The organism is Shinella kummerowiae, from assembly GCF_009827055.1.
GTDB lineage: Bacteria > Pseudomonadota > Alphaproteobacteria > Rhizobiales > Rhizobiaceae > Shinella > Shinella kummerowiae.
In genome coordinates this window covers 590287-615975 of sequence record NZ_WUMK01000003.1, presented here as the reverse complement: position 1 = coordinate 615975, position 25689 = coordinate 590287, and the positions used below count along the sequence as shown (strand labels likewise).

The 25689-nt window shown below is 61.4% G+C and carries 26 protein-coding genes and 1 pseudogene; 23 read left to right on the top strand and 4 right to left on the bottom strand.

The features are described from left to right. Positions 1-265 precede the first annotated feature (265 nt). The 15 genes and pseudogenes from GR138_RS10550 (at position 266) to GR138_RS10480 (ending at position 15456) form a co-directional block, all read left to right on the top strand. On the top strand, positions 266-1288 hold the full coding sequence (locus tag GR138_RS10550) for a sterol desaturase family protein (protein WP_160859097.1): 1023 nt from the start codon (positions 266-268) through the stop codon (positions 1286-1288). Positions 1289-1406: 118 nt separating this feature from the next. Further along, positions 1407-2381 carry a substrate-binding domain-containing protein gene (locus GR138_RS10545; protein ID WP_160859096.1) on the top strand — a complete coding sequence of 325 codons (975 nt, stop codon included), beginning with the start codon at positions 1407-1409 and terminating at the stop codon, positions 2379-2381. Between the two features lie 154 nt (positions 2382-2535). Then, positions 2536-3516, top strand: coding sequence for an ABC transporter permease (locus GR138_RS10540; RefSeq protein WP_338091068.1), 981 nt, complete (start codon positions 2536-2538; stop codon positions 3514-3516). 8 nt (positions 3517-3524) lie between these two features. Continuing rightward, positions 3525-4352 (top strand): ATP-binding cassette domain-containing protein, encoded by an 828-nt coding sequence (locus GR138_RS10535; RefSeq protein ID WP_160859092.1) that lies wholly within the window; start codon positions 3525-3527, stop codon positions 4350-4352. A 43-nt stretch (positions 4353-4395) separates the two neighbouring features. Continuing rightward, positions 4396-4707: a MocE family 2Fe-2S type ferredoxin gene (locus GR138_RS10530; RefSeq protein WP_160859258.1), complete on the top strand. Its 312-nt coding sequence runs from the start codon at positions 4396-4398 to the stop codon at positions 4705-4707. A 4-nt stretch (positions 4708-4711) separates the two neighbouring features. Continuing rightward, the gene (locus GR138_RS10525) at positions 4712-5491 is read left to right on the top strand and encodes a TIM barrel protein (protein WP_160859090.1); all 780 of its coding nucleotides are present in this window, start codon (positions 4712-4714) and stop codon (positions 5489-5491) included. A gap of 4 nt (positions 5492-5495) precedes the next feature. Continuing rightward, a complete protein-coding gene (locus GR138_RS10520; protein WP_160859088.1) occupies positions 5496-6320 on the top strand; it encodes a 3-methyl-2-oxobutanoate hydroxymethyltransferase in 825 nt (274 codons plus the stop codon). A gap of 18 nt (positions 6321-6338) precedes the next feature. Next, positions 6339-7339: pseudogene (gene iolG / locus GR138_RS10515) on the top strand (inositol 2-dehydrogenase). Between the two features lie 30 nt (positions 7340-7369). Continuing rightward, entirely contained in the window at positions 7370-7654 is a 285-nt protein-coding gene (locus tag GR138_RS10510) for a MurR/RpiR family transcriptional regulator (protein ID WP_160859087.1), read from the top strand. Between the two features lie 787 nt (positions 7655-8441). Next, on the top strand, positions 8442-9452 hold the full coding sequence (locus GR138_RS10505) for a LacI family DNA-binding transcriptional regulator (protein ID WP_160859085.1): 1011 nt from the start codon (positions 8442-8444) through the stop codon (positions 9450-9452). Positions 9453-9505: 53 nt separating this feature from the next. After that, positions 9506-10798: an ABC transporter substrate-binding protein gene (locus GR138_RS10500; RefSeq protein WP_160859256.1), complete on the top strand. Its 1293-nt coding sequence runs from the start codon at positions 9506-9508 to the stop codon at positions 10796-10798. A 70-nt stretch (positions 10799-10868) separates the two neighbouring features. Continuing rightward, positions 10869-11801: a carbohydrate ABC transporter permease gene (locus tag GR138_RS10495; RefSeq protein WP_160859083.1), complete on the top strand. Its 933-nt coding sequence runs from the start codon at positions 10869-10871 to the stop codon at positions 11799-11801. Continuing rightward, positions 11794-12687, top strand: coding sequence for a carbohydrate ABC transporter permease (locus tag GR138_RS10490; protein WP_160859081.1), 894 nt, complete (start codon positions 11794-11796; stop codon positions 12685-12687). Before GR138_RS10495 ends, GR138_RS10490 begins: the two co-directional genes overlap by 8 nt. A 2-nt stretch (positions 12688-12689) precedes the next feature. After that, positions 12690-14396 carry a glycoside hydrolase family 32 protein gene (locus GR138_RS10485; RefSeq protein ID WP_160859079.1) on the top strand — a complete coding sequence of 569 codons (1707 nt, stop codon included), beginning with the start codon at positions 12690-12692 and terminating at the stop codon, positions 14394-14396. A 13-nt stretch (positions 14397-14409) separates the two neighbouring features. Then, entirely contained in the window at positions 14410-15456 is a 1047-nt protein-coding gene (locus GR138_RS10480; protein WP_160859077.1) for an ABC transporter ATP-binding protein, read from the top strand. A 128-nt stretch (positions 15457-15584) separates the two neighbouring features. Here GR138_RS10480 and GR138_RS10475 read toward each other — a convergent pair whose 3' ends face one another. Continuing rightward, positions 15585-16517 carry an alpha/beta hydrolase gene (locus GR138_RS10475; protein ID WP_160859075.1) on the bottom strand — a complete coding sequence of 311 codons (933 nt, stop codon included), beginning with the start codon at positions 16515-16517 and terminating at the stop codon, positions 15585-15587. A gap of 53 nt (positions 16518-16570) precedes the next feature. After that, entirely contained in the window at positions 16571-17515 is a 945-nt protein-coding gene (locus GR138_RS10470; RefSeq protein WP_160859073.1) for an alpha/beta hydrolase, read from the bottom strand. 123 nt (positions 17516-17638) lie between these two features. Here GR138_RS10470 and GR138_RS10465 point away from each other — a divergent pair, with 123 nt between their 5' ends. Further along, the gene (locus tag GR138_RS10465) at positions 17639-18538 is read left to right on the top strand and encodes a LysR family transcriptional regulator (protein ID WP_160859071.1); all 900 of its coding nucleotides are present in this window, start codon (positions 17639-17641) and stop codon (positions 18536-18538) included. 39 nt (positions 18539-18577) lie between these two features. On the opposite strand, the gene GR138_RS10460 is transcribed toward GR138_RS10465, so the two are convergent. Together GR138_RS10460 and GR138_RS10455 are read right to left on the bottom strand one after the other, a co-directional pair. Continuing rightward, positions 18578-19966, bottom strand: coding sequence for a sensor histidine kinase (locus tag GR138_RS10460; protein ID WP_160859069.1), 1389 nt, complete (start codon positions 19964-19966; stop codon positions 18578-18580). Next, complete coding sequence (locus GR138_RS10455) at positions 19953-20630, bottom strand: winged helix-turn-helix domain-containing protein (RefSeq protein WP_160859067.1); 678 nt, start codon at positions 20628-20630, stop codon at positions 19953-19955. The genes GR138_RS10460 and GR138_RS10455 overlap by 14 nt, the downstream gene beginning before the upstream one ends. Before the next feature lie 197 nt (positions 20631-20827). On the opposite strand from GR138_RS10455, the gene GR138_RS10450 reads away from it, so the two are divergent. From GR138_RS10450 to GR138_RS10420, 7 genes are all read left to right on the top strand, one after another. Beyond that, positions 20828-21097: a hypothetical protein gene (locus tag GR138_RS10450; RefSeq protein ID WP_160859065.1), complete on the top strand. Its 270-nt coding sequence runs from the start codon at positions 20828-20830 to the stop codon at positions 21095-21097. 164 nt (positions 21098-21261) lie between these two features. After that, positions 21262-21648, top strand: a complete 387-nt coding sequence (locus GR138_RS10445; RefSeq protein ID WP_160859063.1) for a hypothetical protein — start codon at positions 21262-21264, stop codon at positions 21646-21648. An 87-nt stretch (positions 21649-21735) separates the two neighbouring features. Further along, positions 21736-21957, top strand: a complete 222-nt coding sequence (locus GR138_RS10440) for a hypothetical protein (RefSeq protein ID WP_160859061.1) — start codon at positions 21736-21738, stop codon at positions 21955-21957. Continuing rightward, the gene (locus GR138_RS10435; RefSeq protein ID WP_160859059.1) at positions 21957-23417 is read left to right on the top strand and encodes a TolC family protein; all 1461 of its coding nucleotides are present in this window, start codon (positions 21957-21959) and stop codon (positions 23415-23417) included. The genes GR138_RS10440 and GR138_RS10435 overlap by 1 nt, the downstream gene beginning before the upstream one ends. Positions 23418-23430: 13 nt before the next feature. After that, entirely contained in the window at positions 23431-24789 is a 1359-nt protein-coding gene (locus GR138_RS10430) for a multicopper oxidase family protein (RefSeq protein ID WP_160859057.1), read from the top strand. A 41-nt stretch (positions 24790-24830) separates the two neighbouring features. Beyond that, entirely contained in the window at positions 24831-25307 is a 477-nt protein-coding gene (locus GR138_RS10425) for a cupredoxin domain-containing protein (RefSeq protein ID WP_160859055.1), read from the top strand. An 18-nt stretch (positions 25308-25325) separates the two neighbouring features. Then, on the top strand, positions 25326-25610 hold the full coding sequence (locus GR138_RS10420) for a copper-binding protein (RefSeq protein WP_160859053.1): 285 nt from the start codon (positions 25326-25328) through the stop codon (positions 25608-25610). The last annotated feature ends 79 nt before the right edge of the window (positions 25611-25689 follow it).

The window sequence follows — 25689 nt, the reverse complement described above, 5'->3', positions numbered from 1 at the left end:
AGCTCTCGTGAGACGAATGATACGTTCGTACCCTCCAAGAGAAATGCACCTTGATTTAATAGACGTCAAGTTGGCATTGTCTGTTCACAGGACGGCGGGTGACGCGAATGCGGTGCACACGCCGGGAGGAACTGCCTTCGACATCGTCGGAACTGCGCACTTTGGGCTTTCGCCCGAGGAACGTCGTGCTGTGCCCGCGACAGCGCGCGAGCAGCGTTTCTCCCTCCTTTGACGACAAGGCTAGACGCGCGCCGGAGGCAGGACGATGGACGACCACAATTTTGGAACTCGTAACAAGCGCGGTGACTGGGCACCGAACGGACATATCGAGGTTGCGCCGTTCTGGGCCTGGCCGCCCAAGCTGATGACCGTGCTGAAATGGCTGCCGGAGTATGTCTGGCCGTGGAATGCCTTCCACATGGCGACGGCCCTGCTTTACTGGTTCTACGTCGTGCCGGAGGTCGCGGTGATGAAGACGCTGAGCTGGGGTTGGCCGCTTTGGCTTTACGCCGTGAATGCGGGCGCCATCTTCGTCTTCTACGGTTCGGTCGAACTGCTCTTCTACGTCAAGCGCAAGCAGGGCAATCGCTTCAAGTACAACGCCAAGTTCCCCGGCGAACAGCCGTCCGACGTCTTCTGGTTCAAAAGCCAGAATATCGATAATTTCCTGCGCTCGTTCTTCATCTCGATCCCGCTGTGGACGCTGGTCGAGGTCGTGTTCCTCTGGGTGTTCGCCAATGGCTGGGTGCCGTGGCTGAGCTGGGCAGACAATCCCTATTATCTCGCCTTCCTCGTCGCCGTGGCCCCGATGATCCACGAGGTGCACTTCTTCTTCATCCACCGGCTCATCCATTGGGGTCCGCTCTATCGCTGGATCCATTCGGTGCACCACAATTCGGTCAATCCGTCGCCGTGGTCTTCGCTCTCCATGCATCCGGTCGAGGGGTTTCTCTACCACGCGGTCGCCTTCTGGCACCTCGTCATCCCGTCCAACCCGATCGTCGCGATGTTCCAGCTTCACATTGCAGGCTTTGGTGCCGTCAACGGTCACATCGGCTTCGACAAACTGGAAATCACCGAGGAAACGCCGCTCGATACGCATGCCTACGCCCACTACCTGCACCACAAGTATTTTGAGGTGAACTACGGCGGCGATGGCCTGATCCCGCTCGATAAGTGGTTCGGCACCTGGCACGACGGCACAAAAGACGGCGACGTGCAGATGCAGGCCCGCTTCCAGAAGAAGAAGGAGCGCATGAACGCCAAGACGGCGCGCGCGAACTCCTGATCTCAGCCGGCGCTCGGCACCCGCGGGGAGGCGGGGGCCGACAAGAGAAGGGCTGCTTCGAGCCATTCATTCAACATTTGCAACCCGCCACTCGGCGGACACAGGGGGAGGAAACCCGATGACCAGACTGACCACCATGACCAGGGCGCTCGCAATGACGGCTGCCATCTGTCTTGCCGCAAGTATCGCGCAAGCCGCCGACATCGCAGTCGTCGGCGGCAAGACCGACGATGCCTTCTGGACGAAGATCAAGAAGGGTGTCGATGACAGCCGGCTCGTCGTCGAGGCGAATGGCGGCAAGGTCAGTTACCTGCAACTCCAGACCTACGACAATCTCGGCCCGGATGCGGCGGGTCTCGTGCGCACCGCCATCAGCCAGGGCGTCAGCGGCATCGTCATTCCAAATTGGGTTCCCGAAGCGGAAGATGAAGCGATCAAGGCGGCCGTCGACGGCGGCATCAAGGTTATCCTGATGAACGCCGGTTCCCTCGAAAAGGCCAAGGAGCTAGGCGCAATCAACTATGTCGGGTCCGACGAGTATATCGCTGGTGCCGCCGGCGGCGACTATTTCGGTAAGAACGGCCAGAAGAACGTGCTGTGCGTCAACACGCTGCCGGGCAGTGCCAACCAGGAAGCACGCTGCAAGGGCGTGATCGACGGTGTCACCAAGGCCGGTGGTGCCGGCAAGCAACTGCCGCTGCCGGCAACCAGCTTCGGTGATCCGACGGCGATCGCGGAGGCCGTCAAGGCGACGCTTTCACAGGATGGCACGATCGACGGCGTCATCACGATCGCCGCCGGTGATGCCGATGCGGCAGCGAGCGGCATTCAGCAGGCTGGCAAGGTTGAGGCCGTCAAGCTCGGCTCGTTTGATTTCAACGAGGCAAGCCTTGATCGCATCAAGAACGGATCACAGCTCTTTGCGATCGATCAGCAGCCCTATCTCCAGTCTCTGCTCGCCGTGTCTCTGCTCGCCTCCCACATCGACTTCGGAACCGATTTGCCGGTGAGGCCGGTGCTGACCGGACCAGGCATCGTCGATGCGTCGAATATCGAATCGACGCTTGCTGGCGTGTCGAAGGGCGCACGTTAACACGCGCTCGCCAGCCGCTCCCTGCACCTCCCCAGGGAGCGGCTTCGTAACATCCGGGCGACCGGAAAGGGGAACAATCATGAATTCGAAAACCGCAAGCCAACCAATTGTCGTCGCCAATGCGCCGGCGTCATCATCGGCAACACGCTTTTCTATCGGCGGTCTTTTCCGCAGGCCCGAGGCAGGCGCCTTTCTTGGTCTTTTCGGTGTCTTCGTCTTTTTTATCGCTTTCGGAAGCATCGACTTCCTGAAGCCCGCAGGTGCCGCAAGCTGGCTGAACGTTGCAGCCAACCTCGGGATCGTCGCTTTTCCGATCGGACTTTTGATGATTGCCGGGGAACTGGACATCTCGATCGGCTCTATGATCCCGGCCGGTTCCATGACGGTCGCGATCATCTCCGGCTACTACGGCCTCCCGATCTGGCTCGGTATCGCCGCGACCCTTGGCCTGGGCGTCGTCGTCGGGCTGGTGAACGGCTTTCTTGTGGTGCGCACCAACGTGCCGTCCCTCATCGTCACGCTCGGCACACTCTTTGCCGTCGCCGGACTCGTGCTCGGCCTGTCCGTTCTGCTCACAGGCACCACCAGCGTCGCTCTCAAGGCGCCGGAACTGGCGAAGTTTCTCTTCGGCCAGTTCGTGGCCAACACCTTCCAGGTCATCATATTCTGGTGGCTGGCACTGACCGCCATCTATATCTACGTCATCCACTACTCGCCCTATGGCAACTGGATCTTCGCCATGGGCGGCGACAAGATCAGCGCACGCAATGCCGGCATTCCAACATCCCGCCTGACGATTGTGCTGTTTGTCCTTTCCGCGACGAGTGCGGCCTTCGTCGGCATGTGCCAGGCGATCCTGTTCAATTCGGCCCAGGTTTCCGCCGGCATGTCCTTCATCTTCAACTCGATCATCTCGGTGGTCGTGGGCGGCGTGCTGCTCACCGGCGGCTTCGGCTCCATCGTCGGCATCTTCTTCGGTACGATCACCTTCGCCGTGGTCAATCAGGGTATCTACTTCACGACCTTCGACCGCAACTGGTCGAGCCTGATCATCGGCGTGATGCTGCTTCTCGCGGTGCTCATGAACAACACCTTCCGCAGCATGGCGCTCTCCTATTCGCCGAAGAAGAAGTGAGGTCGATCATGTCTACACCCATCCTGAAGCTCAGAAACATCTGCAAGTCCTTTGGCCCGATCGACGTCCTCCAGGACATCTCGCTGGATATCTGTCCAGGCGAAGTCCTTTGCCTGCTCGGCGACAATGGCGCCGGCAAGTCGACGCTCATCAAGACGCTTTCCGGCGTGTATCGCCCGAACTCCGGCACGATCGAGATGGACGGCAGGCCCATCGAATTCACTGGGCCCCGCGATGCCAGCAACCGGGGTATCGCGACCGTCCATCAGTTCGGTGGCACCTTCCCGCTGATGAGCATCGGTCGCTCGTTCTTCATTGGCGTCGAGCCGACCAAGGGCTGGGGGCCGTTCAAGATCTTCGATCGCAAGAAGGCGAACGAGATCGCCGTGAAGGCCGTCCGCGACTTCGGCATTACCCGGATCGAGGATGGCGACAGGCTGGTTGGCGGGCTTTCTGGCGGTGAACGGCAGTCCCTCGCCATTGCCCGCGCGGTGCATTTCGGCGCGAAGGTTCTGATCCTAGATGAGCCGACGGCAGCGCTTGGCGTGAAGCAGGCGACCCATGTCTTGAGGATCGTCAACGAGGCGAAGCGGCGGGGTCTCGCCGTCGTCTTCATCACGCACCAGGTCATGCATGCCATGGCGGTGGGTGATCACTTCGCGGTGTTGATCCGTGGCGCCGTCGCCGCCGATTTCCGTAAGGGGGAAAAAACGCGCGAAGAGATAACCGACCTGATGGCCGGTGGCGAAACGATGGCGGAACTGGAGGCCCAGATCGATGGCTACATGGCGACACATGACGGCCATGCGCCGCAACACGCCGGTGCATCGGCCTGACGCCACCGCATCAACATACCCTGAACTGCCAAAGGATGAAGACATGGGGACCTGGACCCGCGCTTGCGCAACCGAAGACGTCGAGCTCGAAGAGCAGATCCGTTTCGATCATGACGGACGCACCTTTCTGGTGATCCGCAGCCCCGAAGACGAATTCTTCTGCGTCGACGGAATCTGCACACACGAGCATGTGCACCTCGCCGACGGTCTGGTGATGGACGGCATCATCGAGTGTCCAAAACACAGCGCGCAATTCGACTACAAGACCGGAGAGGCGATGCGCGCGCCTGCCTGCATTAACCTTCGCACCTGGCCGGTCAAGGTCGAGGGTGGCGACGTTTTCATAGAGATTTGATGACATGACACAGTTTGCATTGGCGGCTTGCGCCGAAATGATCTGGCGGGAGCGAGCCATCGAATGGCGAGCCTCCCGCCTCACGGAAATGGGTTTCGGCGTCGGCCTTTGGAACTGGCCGGAGCATGATCTGGCAAAGCTCGAAGCCACTGGCGCCACCTTCACCATCATGAACGGTTATCTCGCCGGTCGCCTGACGGATGACGAAGGTGCTGCCGAGCTTCTGCGCACCGCGCGGGAAACCGCGCAGATCGGCAAGCGTCTCGGCGTCCAGCGGTTGAACCTGCACGGCACGGGGTTGGGAGAGCGCGGGCTCCCGGTCCAGCCTATCGAGGTGGTGACAGGTGATATGTGGCTAAAGGCGCGCGATACACTTTGCCGTGTGGCCGACATGGCCGAAGCGGAAGGTGTCATCTTCACGTTGGAAAACCTCAATCTGCCCGTCGATCATCCCGGCGTGCCATTCGGGCGGGCTGAGGATACGCTTGCTCTGGTGTCGAGCATCGATCATCCGCGTTTGCGGCTCAATCTCGACCTCTACCATGCCCAGATCGGCGAGGGGAACCTGATCGAACTCTGCCGTAAATGTCTGCCGTGGATCGGCGAAATTCAGGTGGCCGACGTGCCGGGACGCTGTGAACCGGGTACCGGCGAGGTGAACTGGCATGGCATCGCCAGGGCGCTGAAGGCCATGGGATATGCCGGCCCGGTCGGCATGGAGGCCTTCGCTTCGGGCAATCCCGAGGCCGCCCTCGAGGCCTTCCGCAACGCATTCACGGTGTAATCCCATGGTTCACAAAAACACGCGTCCGACCGTCGCCGACATCCGCGCCATGAAGGCGCGGGGCGAAAAGATTTCAATGCTCTATGTCACCACGATTGAGGAGGCGGCCGCCGCCGATGCTGCGGGCATCCACATGCTCTCGATCGAGGGGCGCTTCTTCTCCCCCGAGATGCGCGAGGCGGCGGGCCGTTGCTTCGTGCAGGTCGGTCTCCCCTTTGGAGGATGGGGCAAATTCGAGGGGCGTCCGCTGGCAACGGCCGAGGATTATTTGCGCGCCGCCTTTCACTTCTCCGCCATGGGCGGCGACTGCTTCTATTGCGCCGCCTCGCTCGATATCCAGAAGGTGCTTTGCGACAATCATGTCCCGGTCGTCGCCCATGTCGGGCTCATTCCCTCCTACATTACCTGGACCGGGTTTCGCGCGGTGGGCAAGACGGCCGAGGAGGCGGCCAGAGTTTTCCGGCACGTCAAGCAGCTCGAAGCCATCGGCTGCTTCGGGGCGGAGCTGGAGGTCGTGCCGGACCGGGTCGGCGAACTGATCGCGAAGAATACCACGATGATCATGCTCGGCATGGGTGCCGGCCCGGGTGCGGACGCACAATATCTTTTTGCGGAAGACGTGCTCGGACACACCGACGGACATCGGCCGCGCCACGCCAAGACCTATCGCAATTTTGCAGCCGAATTCGACAGGCTGCAGAAGGAACGCATCGCAGCCTTCCGCGAATTCATCGCGGATGTGAACACGGGTGCCTATCCGCAGTCCCAGCACAACGTCGCGATCGGCGACACGGAATTCAATGCTTTCAAGGCCGACATCGGTCTCTGATCAGAAGAGGAAAATCCTATGCTCAAAGTTGGTCTTCTCGGCGCCGGACGCATTGCCGGCGTGCACGCCACGGCGATCACCAGCCACCCTGGCAGCTCGCTGGTGGCCGTGTCCGACATCAACACGGCTGCTGCCCAAAAAATTGCTGCCCAGTACGGTACCGAGGTGCGCGATACAGATAACATTCTCCAGGACAGAACGATCGACGCCGTCTTGATCGCCACGTCGACAGATACACATTCCGACCTGATCGAGCGGGCGACCGCCGCCGGAAAGGCAGTGCTCTGTGAAAAGCCGGTCGATCTCAGTCTGGCGCGTGCCCGTGCGTGCCAGGAAGCGGTCGCTTCGACGGGATGCCCGGTAATGATCGGCTTCAACCGCCGTTTCGATCCGAACTTTTCAACGCTGAAGAAGGCGGTGGATGCGGGCGAGATCGGCAAGCCGGAACTGCTCTCCATCACGTCCTTCGATCCCGCGCCGCCGCCCGTTTCCTATATCACGGTGTGGGCGGTCTCTTCCGGGACATGATGATCCACGACTTCGACATGGCGAATTTTATCATGGGTAGGGCGCCGGCCACGGTAACAGCCGTTGGCTCGTCCATCGTTGACCCCGAGATCGGTGGCGCGGGCGACGTCGATACCGCCGTGGTGACACTCAGCTATGCCGACGGCCGCATCGCTGTCATCAAGAACAGCCGCCGCGCGGTCTACGGCTATGACCAACGCGTGGAACTGCTCGGTTCCGACGGCCTGCTCCAGGCGCAAAACATGCTTGAGAACACCGTGGTGAAATCAACGACACAAGGTGTAACAGGCGCCAAACCCACCTACTTCTTCCTTGAGCGCTATATGCCGGCCTATGCCGCGGAATGGGCAGCCTTCGTGGAAGCGGTCGACGGTGCAAAACCGCTGCCCGTCACGTTGGACGATGGCGTCGCGGCACTCGCCATGGCTGAAGCGGCAACCCTTTCGGTGAGAACCGGCGCGCCGGTTTCGATTGCGAGCCTCATCGGCTAGGCCGAGGCGGCGCGGCTGGGAGGATCGGATTTGTCAGCATCTGCAAACAGGACATCGCCACCGAGTGTCATCGAGCTCAAACGGCAGATTGCGCAGCGGCACATCGGCTTTCCCGCTTCGCTGGAACAGGCGATGCGGCTTCTTCTCAGCCGGCCGGAGATCGTCGCCTTCGGAACCTTGCAGTCGGTCGCGACTGCCTGCGGCGTTTCAGGGACAACTGTTATCCGTCTGGCCGCGAAAGCGGGCTACCGGAGTTTCAAAGAGATGAAGGCTGCCTTTCGTCAGCATCTGATCTTCTGCGCCAGGACGACTTAACGTCGTCAGGGCGCAGATCTGCAGCGCGGAGACGCCAGGTAGCGGATGCCGCCATTTAGAAGGCTCGAAAGGATATCTTCATTCGTTATCGTCGGAGCAGGAAGAGTGAACGCGCTGCGCTGACGCTGAGAGAGGACGGTTTCGAGGGCACAATAACGCTCGTTGCCAACGAAAGTGTCTTGCCTTGCCAGCGACCGCCCTTGTCGAAGGATGGGCTTCCCCTCAAATGGATGACGGATGCCGACACTACACAAAACGTAGCACCGTTATCGGCATTGTTGTCACAGCTGATCTGACCGAGCGAAACCGTAGGGCCGTGATGTGGGGAGCTAGGTTCTAGCCTGCGCCGTGCATGCGCACGTCCACGGCTGCGTCTTCATGAACGGCAACAAGACCATCGGGTCGTGACGCGAATTGAAGGGAAGAAAGTCGCAGCGTCGGGAATCGAGGCTGTGGAGGCTACGACCTCGGTACTCGAATAGGGAAGCAGCCGTAAAGACTGTGCTAAATCGACGCCAAGGGTCGCCTTGGCCAAGGAATGCGGCTCCACCTCCAACCAGCACGTGCTGCCGGAGGAGGCGAAGCAGGAAGACTACCTCGCCAGAGCGCCGAATGTCACCGAAATTCTAATTATCTGTCAAACACGATCAGCTATAGTCTGGTTGGTGGTTCAAATCCCTTCAACGCCTTACGGAAGGCACCAAAAACTCTACCATTGGAAGGCTGAAATATCTCCTTGACAGGACCTGTCCGCCTCCATTATTGGGTAATCGATAACCCAAGGAGGATGGTGAAGATCGTGGCAATATCGCTTTCTGACATTGCGGAGCGTGCGGGCGTCTCGGTGAAGACGGTGTCCGGTGCGTTGCATGGCGGCTCCGCCCGCATGTCTGACGATACGCGGCTGAAGATCAAGTCCATCGCGGAAGAACTCGGCTATGTGACGAACCTGGCGGCGCGCGGCGTGCGCCAGGGCTGGCTGCCGCTGGTTGGCGTCGTCTCGGATGGCCTCATCACCTCGCCCTTCGCCACCGAGATCGTGCGCGGATTGGATGGCGCGGCGCGTAACGCCGGCATGGCGGTCTTCGCCGTCAACCATTCCAGCGGGCAGGAGATCGGTGCGGTCCTCGACGAGGTGCGGCAGTTTCGCCCGCGTGCCGTGGCCTATGCCGCCATGTACCACAAGGAAGTGGCCGTGCCGCAAAAGCTCGTCGGCGCGGTCGGGGTGATGATCAACTGCCGCGAGGCAGAGGGTCGGATCACCTCGCTGGTGCCGGACGAGCAGGGCGGCGCGCGCGAGATCGTGCGCTATCTCCTCGCCGCCGGCCGCCGGCGCATCGCCTTCATCAACCTGCCCGGTATCATGGCCGGCGTGTTGCGCGAAAAGGGTTTTCATGCGGCCCTGACGGAAGCGGGCGTTGCCCCACTCGGCGTCTACCCGGCCGTGCGCCGCAGCGTCTACAGCGACCGTGCGCCAAGCCTCGTCGCCTCCCATGTAGAGGCGCTGCTCCATTCCGGCGACCGGCCGGACGCCATTCTGTGCGGCAATGACCGCGTGGCGATGGAGGTCTATGCGGCGCTTGCCCGTGCTGGCCTCTGCATACCCGACGATATTGCGGTGGCGAGTTTCGACAATCAGGTCGAACTCGCCTCGCGACTGGACCCGCCCCTGACGACGATGGCCCTGCCGCACCGCGCCATGGGCCGCCTCGCCATGGAGATCCTTCTGGCCGGTGAGCTGCAGGAGCCGCATTTGCGCACACTGCCGTTCCATCTGGTGGAACGGGCATCCGTCTGAAAAAACTTGGGCTATCTGCATTCAACAGGAGGAGAATACCAATGACGACGTTAATGGGTAATCGATTACTTTCGGCGCTCATCGCTTCCGCCGCGCTGCTGGCGACTGCCGGCCTCGCGGAGGCGAAGACCGTCATCCACATGATGCACCAGGGCGATCCAGGCTGGGTGAAGGCCTATGGCGATGCCGCCCGGCGTTTCGAGGAAGCCAATCCGGATGTCGATGTCGAGCTGATCCACGCGCCGCATGATGCCTACAACGAAAAGTTCAGCGCCGCCGTCATGGCCAAGCAATTGCCCGACATCATGGAACTGGACGCGCCCTTCCTCGCAAACTACGTCTGGTCGGGCTACCTGCAGCCGGTCAAGCCGCTGGTCGACGCGGACCTGCTTGAGGACATGACGGAATCCAACATCTCGCAGGGCACCTATCCGATCGACAAGGAGCTGTACGCGATCGGCCTTACCGATTCCTCGGTCGTGCTCTACGGCAACAAGAAATATCTCGAAGCCATCGGCGCGCGCATTCCGAAATCCGTCGAGGACGCCTGGACGCGCGAGGAATTCGAGGGCTATCTCGAAAAGCTTTCCAAGCTCGACGGCGTGAAATGGCCGATCGACACGTTCCGCGGTTACGGCATCAAGACCGAGTGGATCACATATGCGTATGGCCCGCTGCTCGAAAGCGCCGGCTGTGACCTGATCGACCGCAAAACCTGGACCGCCAGCGGCACGCTCGACGGCGAGGCCTGCGTCAAGGCGCTGACCATGATGCAGGATTGGGTGAAGAAGGGCTGGGTGGTTCCCACCTCCTCCGGCACCAACCAGTTTTATGCCGAGGGACAGCCGGCCGCGCTCGCCATGGGCGGCCACTGGTTCTATGCCGAGGCGGCCGCGGCGATGAAGGACAATATCGTCGTGCTGCCGCTGCCGAAGATCGGCGAAAAGGGCGTCAGCCCGAACGGCACCTGGATCTGGGGCATTTCCGCGACCTCGGAGAATCCGGAAATCGCCGGCAAATTCCTGAGCTTCCTTTTGAAGGACAAGGAATACCGCGAATATGCCAAGACCCAATCCGCTTATCCAGGCCTGAAGAGTTTCGCGGCCGATTCCCCGCTCTATGCGGAGGGCGGTCCTCTCGCCGTTGCCTTCGAGCAGGCCTCCAAGACCGCCATCGCGCGCCCGCCGCACCCGGCCTATCCGACGATCACCTCGGCGTTCATGCAGGCCGTCGACAAGATCTTCAACGGCGACGACGCTCAGGATGCCCTGACGGCGGCGGCGAAGAAGATCGACGAAGATATCGAGGACAATGCCGGCTACCCGCCCTTCGACGAGCAGCAGTAAGGCGTTTCGCGGGGCCGGCTCTCCGGCCGGCCCCGCGTTTTACGGGAGGATGAGCGATGAGGAGGAAACCATGACCCTGCAAGAAACCCCTGCGGCCGTTCTGCCGCGTCCCGGTCGTCGTCGCGACCGGCAGCGCTTCTGGCAGGAGGTCGGGATGATCGCGCCGGCCATGCTGCTTCTGGCGATTTTCCTGATCACGCCGTTCCTGTTGTCCTTCTGGACGGCGATGACCAACCAGCCGCTGGTGCCGCGTCCGACCCCGGTGCGCTTCGTCGGTCTCCTCAATTTCCAGCGTGTTTTCACCGATCCCCTGTTCTGGACGTCGCTGTGGAATGTCACCCGGTTCACCATCTGGGTGCTGCCGGTGCAGTGCGGCCTCGCCTTCCTGACGGCGCTGCTCCTGCATCAGAAGCTGCCGATGCAGAACCTTCTGCGCGGCCTCTTCTTCCTGCCGGCGATCACGTCGATGGTGGTGGTCTGCGTCATCTGGGGCACGCTGTTCCAGTATCCGAGCGGGCCGCTCAACCAGATCGTCGGCTTCCTGTCCGGTGGCCTGATCCAGCCGATCGACTGGCTGGGCGATCCCGACTGGGCGATGTTCTCCATCGTGCTGCTCTCCGCCTGGCAGGCCTATGGCTTCCAGATGATCATCTACCTCGCCGGCCTGCAGGGCATTCCCGATGAACTCTACGATGCCGCCCGCATCGACGGGGCGAGCGCGTTGCGCCGCTTCTGGCACGTCACCATGCCGGGCCTGCGCCCCACCCATGTCTTCGTGCTGGTCATCACGACGATCCAGGCCTTCAAGCTCTATACGCAGGTGGCAATCCTCACCCAGGGCGGGCCGAAGGAAAGCACGGAAACCGTGGTCCACTACATGGTGCGTGCCGGCTTCGAGGAGCAGAAACTCGGCTATGCATCGGCCGTCTCCGTCATCCTCTTCGTCATCGTTCTCCTGATCGCGCTCCTCCAGCGCAAACTCCTGAGGCGCTTCGATGTCTGATCTCGCACTGAGCCAAGCCGCCCCGCTGGCAAAATCCAGGGGCAACAGCAAGACGGGCCTGCGCATCGTGCAATCCTTCTCGATCCTCCTGATCGCGCTGGTGATGATCTCGCCGCTTTTCATGCTGCTGATTGCCAGCCTCAAGGACGACCGCTTCCAGATCCTTGCCGACATGGGCAGTTTCCGCGCCTTCTGGGTCAGCGAGCCGACGCTGTCCAACTACAAGGAGATCGCCAATTTCTCTGGGGAACTGGCCTATGGCCGCTATCTCTTCAATTCGCTGGCGATCCTGGTCGTCACCGTGATCTCCGGCCTCATCGTCAATTCCATGGCCGGCTTCGTGCTCGCCTGGGGCTCGCTGCGCGGCAAGGCGATCCTGCTTGCACTTGTCGTCGCGCTTTATGTCATCCCGCAGGAGAGCATCATCATGCCACTGGTCGTCATGATGTCGCGCGCCGGCCTTACCGACACGTTTGCGGTGCAGATCCTGCCCTGGGTGGCGAGCCCGCTCTATGTCTTCCTCTTCTACCAGTTCTTCGCGCAGCTACCGAAGGAACTCTATGAAGCAGCGGAAATGGATGGCGCCTCGGCGTTCCGCATCTACCGGTCGATCTATATGCCGCTCAGCCTGCCGGCACTCGCCACGGTCTCCATTCTGATGGGTATCGAGAGCTGGAACCAATATCTCTGGCCGACGCTCGTTACCCAGACCGACTATGCCCGGCCGATCGCCGTCGCCATCGCCACCTTCTTCGGACAGGACAGCATCTACTGGGACCGCGCCATGGCCGCTTCCGTGCTGATGATGATCCCCGTCCTCATTCTCTACCTCGCCTTCCAGCGATGGTTCGTAAGCTCGTTCGTCGGCTCCGCCGTGAAAGGTTGACTATGACACTCCAAGCAGAATCCGTGGCCCCCATGCTCCAGACGATCGAGGCCGACCTTCCGGCCGGAACGGTGCTGCATCTCTGGCTCAAGGCGTGGGGTGACGGCGACGAGGCAAGGCTCTTCGTCACCGTGGAGCGCCGCGATGTCGCCGATCCGTCAACCCGCCGCATTGAGGAATTCGAATTCTTCGAGGTCACGCTCGGGACGGGCGGGCGCACCGTGCTCGCCTATGATGTCACTACGACGACGCTCTCCATCGCCTATGCCTTCCGTCCGGACACGGTGCTGGAAGAGGGCATTCATGTGCTCCATCGCGATGCCCGGACCGCGCCGCCGCAGGTGCCGGAAAGCTACCATTTCCGTCCGCCCTTCGGCTGGATGAACGACCCGAACGGTTTCGGCCGTTTCGGCGGGAAGGCACATCTGTTCTACCAGCACTACCCGCACGACCCGCGCTGGAACACCATGCACTGGGGCCACGCGGTCTCGCAGGATTTCCTCCGCTGGACGCATCTGCCGATATTCCTCTTCCCGGCGGCACATCTTTCGGAAAAGGACGATGGCCGCGGCGGTGCCTTTTCCGGTTCGGCCATTCCCATCGCCGGCCCCGAGGGGGAGGAAATCCGCATCTTCTACACGGAGCATGTTCGCGATCGGCAGCCGGAGGAGCAGATCCAGCTTTCCGCCGTCAGCCGCGATGGCATCGTCGCCGGCACATCCAAGATCGTGCTGCCGCTGCGCCCGGAGGGGCTGAATCTCACCACCGATTTCCGTGATCCGTATGTCTTCAAAGGTCCGGATGGTTTTTGGAAGATGCTGCTCGGCAGCCGCGACCAGATGGGCGGCGTCGTGCTACTCTACGAGACCACCGATCCGCAGGGCGCAGACGGCTGGACCTTCGTCGGGATCGTCCACCGCGAGGATCGTTTCGGCATGACGGCGGCGGAATGCCCGTGCATGGTGCCGCTCGGCGGTAAGGGCGACGATCCCAAGACGCGCTGGGCGCTGATCTTCGGCCTTCTCACCAGCCGCGATCCGGCCACCGGCCGCCGTAACCTCACCTCCGTCACCGTCGGCCGCTTCGATGGTCGACGCTTTGAACCGGAGTTCGAGCAGGAACTGGACTTCGGTTCCGACGCCTATGCTTTCCAGGCTTTCGTCGATGGCGAGGAGCCTGTCGGCATGGCTTGGCTGGCGAACTGGACGGACTTTTCCAAGAAGGAGGATTTCCCGACAGCGATGACACTGCCGCGCCGCGTGCTGCTCGATGGCGACGCCGTGCTGACGCCGCCCATCGCGGCCGTGGAAAGCCTGCGTCACACGCTCATCGACGACACCGCACTCGCGGCCGGCGAGGCCGTGCCGCTCGGCAACGGCGCCGTCGAGATCGTGCTTGATCTTGCCGAACTAGGCGCTGCCTTCGACCTCGCTTTCGATCACCCGGATGTAAAACTCGGCGTACGGCTCGATGACGAGGGCCTCGCCATCGTCTTCGATGTCGGCACGGGCAAGACGCCGCCGCGCTATATCGCCGCCGGTGCAAACCCGAAGGAATTGCGCATCTTCCTCGATGCCGGCTCCATCGAGGTTTTTGCCGACAACGGTCGCTGGACCGGCACCAAGCGCATTCCGGGTTTTTCCGCCGCGCGTTCGGCAAGGCTCACCGGCACCGTCGCTGCTGCAAAAATCTGGCAGCTGAAACTTTGAGGGAGGAAACACAATGGCATCGGTAGCGATCGATCGGGTTCTGAAACAATATGGCGCGGCTTCCGTCATCCATGGCGTATCCGTGGATATCGAGGACGGTGAGTTCGTCACGCTCGTCGGTCCCTCGGGCTGCGGCAAGTCCACGCTTCTGCGCATGCTGGCGGGGCTGGAGGAGATCAGCGGCGGCGAGATCCGTATCGACGGGCGCGCCGTCAATGACGTCGCGCCGAAGGAGCGGGACATCGCCATGGTGTTCCAGAGCTACGCGCTCTACCCGCACATGACGGTGCGGCAAAACATGGGGTTCGCGCTGAAGCTTCAGGGACGTGACAAGGCAACGATCGACAAGCTCGTCAACGAAGCCGCCGGTATCCTCGCCCTCGAACCCTTGCTAGAGCGCCTGCCAAAGCAGCTTTCCGGCGGCCAGCGCCAGCGTGTCGCCATGGGCCGCGCCATCGTGCGCCACCCGAAGGTGTTCCTGTTCGACGAACCGCTCTCCAACCTCGACGCAAAACTGCGCGTGACCATGCGCAGCGAGATCAAGGAGTTGCACCAGCGGCTCGGCACCACCATCGTCTATGTCACGCATGACCAGATCGAGGCGATGACCATGGCGGACAAGATCGTGGTGATGCGCGCCGGCCGCGTCGAGCAGGTCGGTCGGCCGCTCGACCTCTACGACCGCCCCGGCAACACCTTCGTCGCCACCTTCATCGGCTCGCCGTCCATGAATCTGTTCGAGGGCGTCGTCGCGGATGGCGTCTTCCATATCGAGGGCGGAGTCACCCTGCCGCTGCCGGCCCATGGCGGCCATAGCGAGGCGCACACCTACGGCATTCGCCCGGAGGACCTCGAACTCGCGGAGAGCGGCATACCCACGCGGGTACTGACCGTCGAGCCAACGGGTGCGGAAACCCATCTTTCGGTGCGCGTCGGCACGCAGACGGCCGCCATCGTGCTGCACCGTCGAGTGGATCTCAAGCCTGACCAGCACATCCATCTCATGCCGAAATCAGAGAAAATCCACCTTTTCTCTACCGAAGGTCTCAGGATCAACTGACCCTTCCGCCTTCCGCCTTCCGCCTTCCGCCTTCCGCCGAACCGTACCCGTCTGTCCGACGGGTACGGTTCGGTTTCGCTGTCTGTGGCCGCCGCTCCCGGTTCGGGAATGGCGGATACCCATTTTTTTCAGGCGAGGTGCTGCTTGAAGAAGGGCGTTACCTTCTCGAGCGCGAGGCCGACCGGCTCCGGCTTGTCGTAGAGGTCGTAGTGCGACCAGTCCTCGAGCGAGACCAACTGGCGGTCCTTCGACGCGGTGGCGCGGCCGTAGATTTCCATGCCGTCGCGGAAGGCGCCGAATGCGCCGATCTTCTGGCCGATCACCACCATCACGGGCTGCGTGAGAAGGGTTTCGGCAAAGGCGAAGGCATCCCAGGCGAGCGTCTTCTGCGCGTGGGAGAAGAGCATGCGCGTCGCGCCGCCTTCCTCCTGGCCACGCGGGGTCTTGTAATAGTCAGTCGCCTCGAACACGTCGCGTTCGATGAGGCCAGCCTGTCTCGCCACGTCGAGGCTGGCGGGCAGCAGTTCGTTGCCCTGAAGCTCGCCGCCGCGTGCTTCCTTCGTGCGCTGGGCGGCCATGGCAGAAAGCGCGCCGAGCGGGTTGTAGCCGCTGAAGCCTTCACGGAAGAGACGGCCGATGTTGACGCCGGTGATCGAGACGACGGCTTTGATGCGCTTTTCGGTCATGGTCGCGTTGACGGCATAGCCGCCGCCGCCGCAGACGCCGAGAACGCCGATGCGGTTCTCGTCGACATAGGGCAGGGTCACGAGATAATCGATGACGCGGCTGACATCCTCGACCCGCTGCGTCGGGTCCTCGACCCAGCGCGGCGCACCGCCCGACTGACCCTGGAAACTGGCGTCATAGGCGATGACGACGAAGCCTTCCGCGGCCAGCGCCTTGCCATAGACATTGCCCGAGGTCTGCTCCTTGCAACTGCCGAAGGGATGGATGCTGACGATGGCGGGATAGGTCTTCGTCTCGTCGAAGCCCGGCGGGAACTGGATGGTCGCGGCGATGGGCCAGGCCATGTCCGGGTTCTGGAATGTGACGCTTTTCATGTCTTTTCTCCAAGAGAGGCCGGGGCCGTGTGTCGCCCGACTGTGTGGATGGGTTATTCAGCGGCCTGGCGGGCGGCTTCGCCAGCAAGCTTTGCGCGGAAGAAGGGGGCGAGGACGGAGACGGCTTCGTCGACATAGGACTTGCCGTCATAGAGCGACATGTGGTTCGCACCCTCGACGATGTGCATGGCCTTGTCCGTGCTGGCGGCGCGGGCGAGCAGGTCGTCGCTCATCCACTTGCTGCCGGCGGCCGAGCCGACGACCGAGAGGATCGGCTGGGTGAGGTAGACGTCGGCCATGTGATAGGCGTCGTAGGTGATGATCTGGTTGAGGCTGCGCAGCGTGGCGAAACCGGGCGCCGTGGCGCATTCCGCGCGGGGCGTGTGGTAGTATTCCCAGGCTTCGCGCAGTTCGGCGTTCGGTGCGTCTTCTTCCTTCATCGGGGCGAGCGGCATGATGGCGGCTGCACCACCCTTGGCATCCGCGGTGCGGGCATTCGAGCCGGCGACGACATAGGGCAGGGCCTCGATCGAGGCGACGTTATTTTCCCAGCCATTGCGGAACATCGACCCGATATTGACGGCGCTGACCGTGCCGACCGCCTTGATGCGGCGATCCTGGATGGCGGCATTGGCCGTGTAGCCGGCGCCGGCGCAGATGCCCATGGCGCCGATGCGCTCCTGGTCGATGTAGGGCAGCGTCGTCAGGTAGTCGATGACGGCACTGACATCTTCGGTGCGGATATAGGGGTTTTCCAGCTGGCGCGGCTCGCCGGTGGATTCTCCCTGGTAGGAGGCGTCGTAGGCGATGGTGACGAAGCCGGCTTCGGCGAGTTTCTTGGCATAGGTGCCTGCCGTCTGCTCCTTCACGCCGCCACCCGGATGGGAAACCACGACGGCCGGATAGCTACCGGCTTCGCTAAAGCCTTCCGGGAAATTGATGACGGCCGAGAGCGTGACGGCCGGGTTGTTGGTGTTGGTAAAGCTGATCTTGCCCATGGTGGTCTCCTCGGTTTGGCCGGAGTTGAAAATGTTTTCCGGCTTGGATGACTGGAAATATAGGCCTCTCTCGCCTATCACTCTATGGCAGTGAACTGCTTGAACCTATCACTGGAGTGATAAATGCGGCGCGAGGAAATGGCAGACCTGACCGCCTTCGTGGTGGTGGCCGAGGAGCGGAATTTTACCCGAGCGGCCGCAAAGCTCGGGCTTTCCCAGTCCGCGCTGAGCGGCATCGTGCGGCGGTTGGAGGAACGGGTCGGCATTCGCCTGCTGGCCCGCACCACCCGCAGCGTCGCGCCGACCGAGGCGGGCGAGCGGCTCGTCCAGCGGCTTTCGCCGATGCTACGCGATCTCGACCAGAGCATGGCCGATCTCAGCGAGTTCCGTGACAAGCCGGCTGGCCTCGTCCGCATCACGACCGTGGAGCACGCGGCCAAGACCATCATTGCACCGGCACTGAAGCCGCTTCTGACGGACTATCCCGACATCACGGTCGAACTGACAGTTGATTACGGCCTCGCCGATGTGGTGACAGACAGGTTCGATGCGGGCGTGCGGCTTGGCGAGCAGGTAGCCAAAGACATGATCGCCGTGCGCATGTCGCCCGACATTCCCATGGCGATCGTCGGCGCGCCCGATTACCTGCGCAAGCACGGCGCGCCATCAGAGCCCCAACAGCTCATCGATCACCGCTGCATCAACCTGCGCCTGCCGACGTCGGACACGTTGAATGCCTGGCGGCTCATCCAGGACGGTCGCGAGGTGCGGGTGCGGGTAGAGGGACCGTTGATCTTCAATACGATCGATCTCATCCTCGACGCGGCGGTCGCCGGCCTCGGTCTCGCCTATCTGCCATTGGATCAGGTCGAGGCGCATATGGAGAACGGGCGTCTTGTGCGCGTGCTTGGCGAATGGACGCCGCCGCTACCCGCATACCACCTCTACTATCCCAGCCGCCGACACACGTCGGCCGCCTTCAAGCTGTTCGTCGATGCGCTGCGCTATCGTGGACCCCGGTAGCGTGGACGAGCGAATTACGAAAAGCTGTTACGCCGCCCTTTAGCCAGGTTGCCTGTCCGGGGCGTTGCCGTCTACCGCCTTCGCCTCCGGGAATTCGGCGACAACACGTAGGCCTGGGGCATTGTCGAACAGCATCATTCTTGCGCCGTGGAGATCCGCTATCGCTTTCACCAGACTGAGACCCAGTCCTGTGCCCGCCGTCGTTCTGCTTTTCTCGACCCGGTAGAAGCGGTCGAAAACGCGTGCGTGATCCTCGGGCGGAATACCCGGTCCGTTGTCGGCGACGCTCAGGTGGATGAGGCGGGAGCGATGGGAGAGGCTAAGCACGATTTGCGATCCGGCGGGTGTGTGGCGCATCGCATTCGCCAGCAGATTTGCGATCAATTGTCTGATCAGGTCCGGGTCACCTTCGATCCAGCATGCGGCTGTGGTGCCGTCCAGTGTCAGTGAATAGCCGGCTTCGGAGGCGGTCGCGTCGTAGATTTCGTAAAGGTCGTCGACCAATGGTTTCAGGTCGAAAATCGTGAAATTTGCGGTCCGGCTTTGCGATTCCAGCTGGGCGATCCGCAGCAGCGCGTCGAACGTCTTTGCAATGGAGGCCAGTTCCGCCAAGGCGGCTTCGATGCCATCCCTCATCGCATCGGTCTCGTCCGATTGCAGGGCATCCTCCAGCATCAGAAACGTGCGGCCGATCGGCGTCTTCAGGTCGTGCGCGATATCGGTACTGACCTGTTTCAGGACGACGACGCTCATCTCGAGGCGGGACAGGGCGATGTTGACCTCGCTGGAAAGGATATCGATGTCATCCATCCGGGAGGAAACGGGCAGCCGCCTTGAGAGCGCGCCATGGCCTATCGCGTGTGCGGTCTGGGAAAGGACGATGATGCGCTCGCGCGTCCGGTAAGCCAGGATCGCGGCGCCTGTCATTCCCACGACGAGGATAATGGCCGTGGCCCATCCGAAGCTCGTCAGGACGATGTGGGCCAGCCGGTCCGTGTCGTCATAGCTGATGCCGACGATCAGGTCATTGTCACCCAATGACCCCTTGAACAGCTTGTAGAGGGGCGCGCTCCCGTTCTGGTCTTCGGGTCGCAGCGTGGAAAATCCCTCGGGCACGTCGGATAGGTCGCTATTGCCGGCAATCGGTTCACCCACCGCCCTTCGCAAGGTGTAGATGGTTTCCTGGCCCCGAATGGCGGGGCCGTGGCTTTCGATCATCTGGACAGCGCCGCCGAGGCCGCGCGCCTCATAGGCCGTCGTAATTTCGCGATACCGTTCCATGACGCTGGCGTTCAGCCGCTCGTCGAGGAACCGCACCACCATTTGGTAGGCAGCAATGTTGGCGAGGAGGTAGGCAATGACGAACAGAGCGATGTAGAGGATCGCAAGCCGGACAGCGGTGCTTTTGAAAAGGCTACCTGCGGGCATGCAGCGTATAGCCGGTGTTTTTTACGGTGTGCAGGAGGGGGGTAGCGAACGGCCTGTCTATTTTCGCCCGAAGGCGGCTGATGTGTGTCTCGACCACGGAGCTTTGCGGGTCGAAGTTGAAGTTCCAGATCTTTTCGAGAAACATCGTCTTTGTCAGCACCCGCCCTTCATTGCGCATCAAGAGTTCGAGCAGCGAGAATTCGCGCGGCAGGAGATCGATGCGCTGTCCATCGCGATAGGCCGTTCTGGCGACCAGGTCCATTTCCAGGTCGCCGACCTGCAGCTTTGTCCTTTCGGTTGCCATGGGTGGGCGTCGAACGAGAGCATTGATCCGGGCAGTGAGCTCGGAAAAGGCAAACGGTTTTACGAGGTAGTCGTCGCCTCCCGCATCGAGCCCCTCCACCCTGTCGTCCACGCTGCTCATCGCCGTCAGAAACAGGACCGGCGTTCGCACCGAGGCGGCGCGCAGGCTTTTGACGAGGTTCAGGCCATCCAGCCCCGGGATCATCCGGTCGACGACCAGCGCATCGTATCCGACATCGAGGCCCGCCGCGAGCGCATCGCGACCATCCCGCAGCCAATCGACGGCATGCCCAGCCGTGCTGAGACCCTTCTGAATATAGGATCCCGTGGTTTGATCGTCTTCGACAAGAAGTATTTTCATGCGTGAAGTCGTCGTCTTTGGTTTCGAGCGCAGGTGACAGTTCAAGTCTCATCTTCAGCGCTTTGAAATCGGGCATTCTTGCGGCAAGTTCTCGCCGTCCGGTTTTACAAATTTGTATAGTGCGCGACAGGCGCCTGAAAAACGCATGGTCCAAAGTCTCGATGCTGCATGTGGCAGCTACAAACGAGGAATAGATCATGATGCAGAAAATCACCGTCGCGCTTATCGTCGTGATGTCCGTCACATCAGGCGCGTTCGCCAATACGACCCTCAGCGAGACCGCCTCGCCCATTTCGAAAATCACGCAGGGACATGGTGCGTCCGGCGACACGGCGTCCTCATCCTCCGATCCCGATGTCAGCTTCCGTGTGCTCGACAATGGCAAAGTCGAACGTACGAACAGCCGTTACGGCATCGTGTCCACTATCGATCCGATGACCGACTATCTGAAGAAGAACCGCAGGTAGTCGCAAGCGAGCGCAAGCCCGGCGTCCTGCAGGTTGCCGGGCGCACGCGATCCGCGGAGTGATGCGCCTGACAGTGCTTGCGCACAGCGGCACGAACTCCTGGCCTGAAGGCTTGCCGGTTGACAATTCTCAAGGCTCCATTGATCTAGATAGGTATGAGCGGAATGTTGCGATTCGCATCTTCAGCGGTGGCGCTGTTTTTTCGGCTGGTGATCGTTGTGTCACTGGCAGGATATAGCCTGTCCACCGTGAATGCCGCGATGCATCCGGATCTGCCGGGCGAAGCGATGCTGGTCGAAATGGATCATTCCATGACCCATGACAGCGATCATGCGGCTACCGCCGACATGGATCACGGTGGTGATCAGCACGATCACGCAGACTCCAAAAGCTCGAAAAACACCTGCTGTCAGGATTACTGTGGTGTCGCGGCCATCGATTGTGGCGGGCTAGCACTTACCCATCCACGCCTCGAACTGGTTCATGCGCTTCTCGACGACGCGCATTATGTCGGCCTGGCGCCCAGCCTCCATCTGCCGCCCAATATCTGAGAAGTGATTGCCCTTTGAGGGTGTTGCTGTGTCCGTGCGCGATCTCGCGCCGTGACGCACCCGTCATCTATTTCTCGGATTTTCACCATGAAACATGTGTTCCTGGTGGTTGCCATTCCGCTCGCGTTGAGCGGATGCGCATCCACGCTGCCTGATGTCGTTGCCTCGGCCAATCATCCCGATACGGCAATCGATACAATCCCGATCGCCTACAAGAACCCCGCAGGCGCCTATTCGCATCGCATGCCTGTCGATCCCAAGCCGTGGCGCAATCTCAACGATGCGCAGGCACCGGATGGAGGTGCATGATGGCGTCGTTAAAAATCAAACTGATCTCGGCCTTCGTCCTTCCCGTTTTCGCAACCGGCTGCGTCAGCGCCGGCTATTCCGCCAAGGATGCGGGCTTCGCCAACGCCTCCGCAAGGAGTGCTGAAGCAACCGGCAAGCAGACGGTCTGGGTCCAGAACCGCCAGCAGGCCGAGCAAATCCGTGAACGCGTGAATGCGCTGATGGCGAAAAAGACCATCGACGTGGAAACGGCGGTTCAGGTTGCGCTCCTGAACAACAAGGGGCTGCAGGCCGCCTACGCCGACCTCGGCGATAGCGCCGCCGACGCATGGCAGACGCAGCTTTCCGTTCTTCCGAAATTTTCGGTCGGGCTTTCCGGCATCGGCACGCCGGGCCTCGAGGCATATCGGGTTCTTGAAGGAGCGATTGCCACCAACATCCTGGCCCTGGCGACCTATGACAAGGACATCAAGCTCGCCGATACCCGCTTCCGGCAGGCCCAGTTGAATGCAGCCCTGGCGACGATCTCGCTTGCGTCGGAAACCCGCCGCGCCTGGATCAATGCCGTGGCGGCCTGGGAGAACGTCGGCTATCTCAACCAGGCGAAGATCGCTGCCGACTCCGCATCCGAACTCGCCAAGAAGATCGGCGAAGCCGGATCGATGACCAAGGGCGATCAGGCGCGTGAGCATGTCTTCTACGCCGAGCTCACCGGTGAAACCGCCAAGGCACGGCTGGCGGCAAAGCTGGCGAAGGAAGAGTTGGTCCGGTTGATGGGCCTGTCCGGGGCCGATATCGCCTTCCAGGTTCCCAACCGCTTGCCTTCGTTGCCGAAGACCCTGATCAAGCGGGACGATATCGAGGCCGAAGCGATCCACAAACGCATGGACCTTCAGGTCTCGCGCCTGGAACTCGACGCGACAGCGCAGTCCTACAAGCTGGAGGATGCCACCCGGTTCGTCACCGATATCGAGCTGGTCGGCACGCTGGAACAGGAGCGGGAACGCGAGGATGGAAAGATCCATCGCAACATCTCGAAGACCGCATCCCTCGAGTTCACGATACCGATCTTCGATTCCGGCCAGGCGCGCATGCGCAAGGGTGAACTCGCCTATATGCGGGCCGCCAACCAGCTTGCGGAAAAGGCCGTCAACGTTCGCTCCGAGGCGCGCTCCGGCTACGTGGCATACCGCTCGACCTATGACATCGCGCGGCACTATCGCAACAGCGTCCTGCCACTGCGCAGTGCCATCGAGGAGCAGTCCCTCCTCACCTACAACGGTATGATCACCAGCACGTTCGAGCTGATCGCGGATACCCGCGACAAGATCGACTCCACCATTCTCGCCGTCAACGCCAAGCGCGATTTCTGGCTCGCCGAAGCGAACCTTGCTCCCGTCATCTATGGCGGCAGCACCGGGTCGGCCGTGGCGGAAGCCGAGGTCGCATCGGCCGAGGACGCCGAAAGCGGCGGTCACTGAAAAGGAAACGATGATGTTCAACAGAAGACAATTTCTTGGCGCCGGCGCTGCCAGTGCGGCGCTCGTCTCCTCCACCGCCTGGGGGCAGACCTCCAATATGGGATTGCCGGAAGCCGCGATCATGGACACGGCAGCCACCCAGACTCCGGTCCGTCCGACCACAGGGCCGGACTACACGCCGGTCGTCACCCTGAACGGCTGGACGCTTCCCCATCGCATGAACGGCGACGTGAAGGAGTTCCACCTTGTTGCCGAGCCCGTCGAGCGCGAGATGGCCGAAGGTATGACGGCCTATCTTTGGGGCTATAACGGTCAGTCCCCGGGACCGACCATCGAGGTGGTCGAAGGCGATCGGGTTCGTATTTTCGTGACGAACAAGCTGCCGGAGCACACGACGATCCATTGGCACGGCATGATCCTGCCGTCAGGCATGGATGGCGTCGGCGGCCTGTCGCAGCCGCATATCCCGGTCGGCAAGACATTCGTCTACGAGTTCGATGTCATCAAGTCCGGCACCTTCATGTACCACCCGCATTCGGACGAAATGGTCCAGATGGCGATGGGCATGATGGGCTTCTTCGTCGTCCATCCGAAGGACCCAAAATTCATGCCGGTCGACCGCGACTTCGTGTTCCTGCTCAGCGCCTACGACATCGATCCCGGCACCTATGTGCCGCGCATCATGGAAATGACCGACTTCAACCTGTGGACCTGGAACAGCCGTGTGTTCCCGGGCATCGACCCGCTGGTGGTTTCCAAGAACGACAAGGTTCGTGTGCGCGTCGGCAATCTGACGATGACGAACCATCCCATCCACATGCATGGCTACGACTTCGAGGTGACGTGCACGGATGGCGGCTGGGTGCGGCCAGAAGCGCGCTGGCCGGAGGTCAGTATCGACATCCCGGTCGGAGCAATGCGGGCCTATGAGTTCGACGCCAAATATGTCGGCGACTGGGCGATCCATTGCCACAAATCCCACCACACCATGAACGCCATGGGTCACGACATTCCGACCTTCATTGGCGTCGACAAGAAGGAGGTCGCCAAGAAGATCAGGCAGTTCCGTCCCGAATACATGCCCATGGGCACCGCCGGCATGGCGGACATGGGCGAGATGTCGATGGAAATACCGGAAAACACCATTCCCATGATGACGGGATGGGGACCGCACGGCCCCATCGAAATGGGCGGCATGTTTTCCGTTGTGAAGGTCCGCGAAGGCATCTCCGCGGGCGATTACAGCGATCCGGGCTGGTACGAAAACCCGCCCGGCACGCAGGCCTGGGAATGGACGGGCGCGCTACCGGATATCCCCAAGGCCAAGGATGCGAAGACGAAGCTCACGCCGAAACATTCGGACCACGGCTGACGAAAACTCCAACCGAAAAACCGCAAATCAAGGACAATGACATGAAACCTCTATATTTCGGCCTGCTGCTCGCCACGCTCGCGACGCCTGTGCTTGCCTCCGGCAGCCATGAGGGCGGCCATGGCGAAATGGCCGCCGGTGAGCCCGGTGAGAAGGCCAAGGCCACCCAGACCATCCGGGTCACCATGAAGGAGACCGAGGACGGCAAGATGATCTTCACGCCGAACAATTTCAACGTCCGAAAGGACCAGACCATCGTGTTTTCGATCAAGAATGCCGGTGAGCTCGATCATGAGTTCGTTCTCGACCAGGAGGACAAGGTTATGGAGCACAAGGCCGTGATGGAGAAGTTCCCGGATATGGAACATGACGATCCGAACGCCATCCGTCTCGCTCCCGGCAAGACCGGCGAGATCGTCTGGAAATTCACCAATGACGGCACGTTCAAGATCGCCTGCCTGGTGCCTGGCCACTACGACGCCGGCATGCACGGCGACGTCACGGTCGCAAAGAAGTAAACCTCAAAGGAAACCGACATGAAAAACATTGCGAAGATCACCATCGCCGCCGCAATCGCCCTCATCTCCGCCACCGGCGCGTTCGCGCAGGAGTTCACCAACGGCACGGTGAAGAAAGTGGACGAGAAGGCCAAGAAGGTCACGCTGATCCACGAAGAGCTGAAATCCCTCGAAATGCCCGCCATGACCATGGTCTTCCAGGTTGGCGATGAAGCACTTCTCGAGAAGCTCAAGGTCGGCGCAAAGGTGCAGTTCGTTGCCGAGCGCGTAAACGGCAAGTTGACCGTGACGCAGGTCAAATGATGATGGCGGCCGCGCTTTCCGACGAAGCGCGGCCGTCTTTCTGTGAACTATCGAAGTCGTCGCTTTCCGTCGTCCCTGT

What these genes read in the sequence shown, in the direction of transcription:
- GR138_RS10545 (WP_160859096.1), top strand. Translation starts at nt 1,407, where the DNA reads ATGACCAGACTGACCACCATGACCAGGGCGCTCGCAATGACGGCTGCC.
- GR138_RS10495 (WP_160859083.1), top strand. Translation starts at nt 10,869, where the DNA reads ATGACCCTGCAAGAAACCCCTGCGGCCGTTCTGCCGCGTCCCGGTCGT.
- GR138_RS10550 (WP_160859097.1), top strand. Translation starts at nt 266, where the DNA reads ATGGACGACCACAATTTTGGAACTCGTAACAAGCGCGGTGACTGGGCA.
- GR138_RS10435 (WP_160859059.1), top strand. Translation starts at nt 21,957, where the DNA reads ATGGCGTCGTTAAAAATCAAACTGATCTCGGCCTTCGTCCTTCCCGTT.
- GR138_RS10520 (WP_160859088.1), top strand. Translation starts at nt 5,496, where the DNA reads ATGGTTCACAAAAACACGCGTCCGACCGTCGCCGACATCCGCGCCATG.
- GR138_RS10445 (WP_160859063.1), top strand. Translation starts at nt 21,262, where the DNA reads ATGTTGCGATTCGCATCTTCAGCGGTGGCGCTGTTTTTTCGGCTGGTG.
- GR138_RS10530 (WP_160859258.1), top strand. Translation starts at nt 4,396, where the DNA reads ATGGGGACCTGGACCCGCGCTTGCGCAACCGAAGACGTCGAGCTCGAA.
- GR138_RS10450 (WP_160859065.1), top strand. Translation starts at nt 20,828, where the DNA reads ATGATGCAGAAAATCACCGTCGCGCTTATCGTCGTGATGTCCGTCACA.
- GR138_RS10465 (WP_160859071.1), top strand. Translation starts at nt 17,639, where the DNA reads ATGCGGCGCGAGGAAATGGCAGACCTGACCGCCTTCGTGGTGGTGGCC.
- GR138_RS10460 (WP_160859069.1), bottom strand. Translation starts at nt 19,966, where the DNA reads ATGCCCGCAGGTAGCCTTTTCAAAAGCACCGCTGTCCGGCTTGCGATC.
- GR138_RS10485 (WP_160859079.1), top strand. Translation starts at nt 12,690, where the DNA reads ATGACACTCCAAGCAGAATCCGTGGCCCCCATGCTCCAGACGATCGAG.
- GR138_RS10455 (WP_160859067.1), bottom strand. Translation starts at nt 20,630, where the DNA reads ATGAAAATACTTCTTGTCGAAGACGATCAAACCACGGGATCCTATATT.
- GR138_RS10470 (WP_160859073.1), bottom strand. Translation starts at nt 17,515, where the DNA reads ATGGGCAAGATCAGCTTTACCAACACCAACAACCCGGCCGTCACGCTC.
- GR138_RS10420 (WP_160859053.1), top strand. Translation starts at nt 25,326, where the DNA reads ATGAAAAACATTGCGAAGATCACCATCGCCGCCGCAATCGCCCTCATC.
- GR138_RS10525 (WP_160859090.1), top strand. Translation starts at nt 4,712, where the DNA reads ATGACACAGTTTGCATTGGCGGCTTGCGCCGAAATGATCTGGCGGGAG.
- GR138_RS10425 (WP_160859055.1), top strand. Translation starts at nt 24,831, where the DNA reads ATGAAACCTCTATATTTCGGCCTGCTGCTCGCCACGCTCGCGACGCCT.
- GR138_RS10480 (WP_160859077.1), top strand. Translation starts at nt 14,410, where the DNA reads ATGGCATCGGTAGCGATCGATCGGGTTCTGAAACAATATGGCGCGGCT.
- GR138_RS10535 (WP_160859092.1), top strand. Translation starts at nt 3,525, where the DNA reads ATGTCTACACCCATCCTGAAGCTCAGAAACATCTGCAAGTCCTTTGGC.
- GR138_RS10500 (WP_160859256.1), top strand. Translation starts at nt 9,506, where the DNA reads ATGGGTAATCGATTACTTTCGGCGCTCATCGCTTCCGCCGCGCTGCTG.
- GR138_RS10430 (WP_160859057.1), top strand. Translation starts at nt 23,431, where the DNA reads ATGTTCAACAGAAGACAATTTCTTGGCGCCGGCGCTGCCAGTGCGGCG.
- GR138_RS10490 (WP_160859081.1), top strand. Translation starts at nt 11,794, where the DNA reads ATGTCTGATCTCGCACTGAGCCAAGCCGCCCCGCTGGCAAAATCCAGG.
- GR138_RS10505 (WP_160859085.1), top strand. Translation starts at nt 8,442, where the DNA reads ATGGTGAAGATCGTGGCAATATCGCTTTCTGACATTGCGGAGCGTGCG.
- GR138_RS10440 (WP_160859061.1), top strand. Translation starts at nt 21,736, where the DNA reads ATGAAACATGTGTTCCTGGTGGTTGCCATTCCGCTCGCGTTGAGCGGA.
- GR138_RS10475 (WP_160859075.1), bottom strand. Translation starts at nt 16,517, where the DNA reads ATGAAAAGCGTCACATTCCAGAACCCGGACATGGCCTGGCCCATCGCC.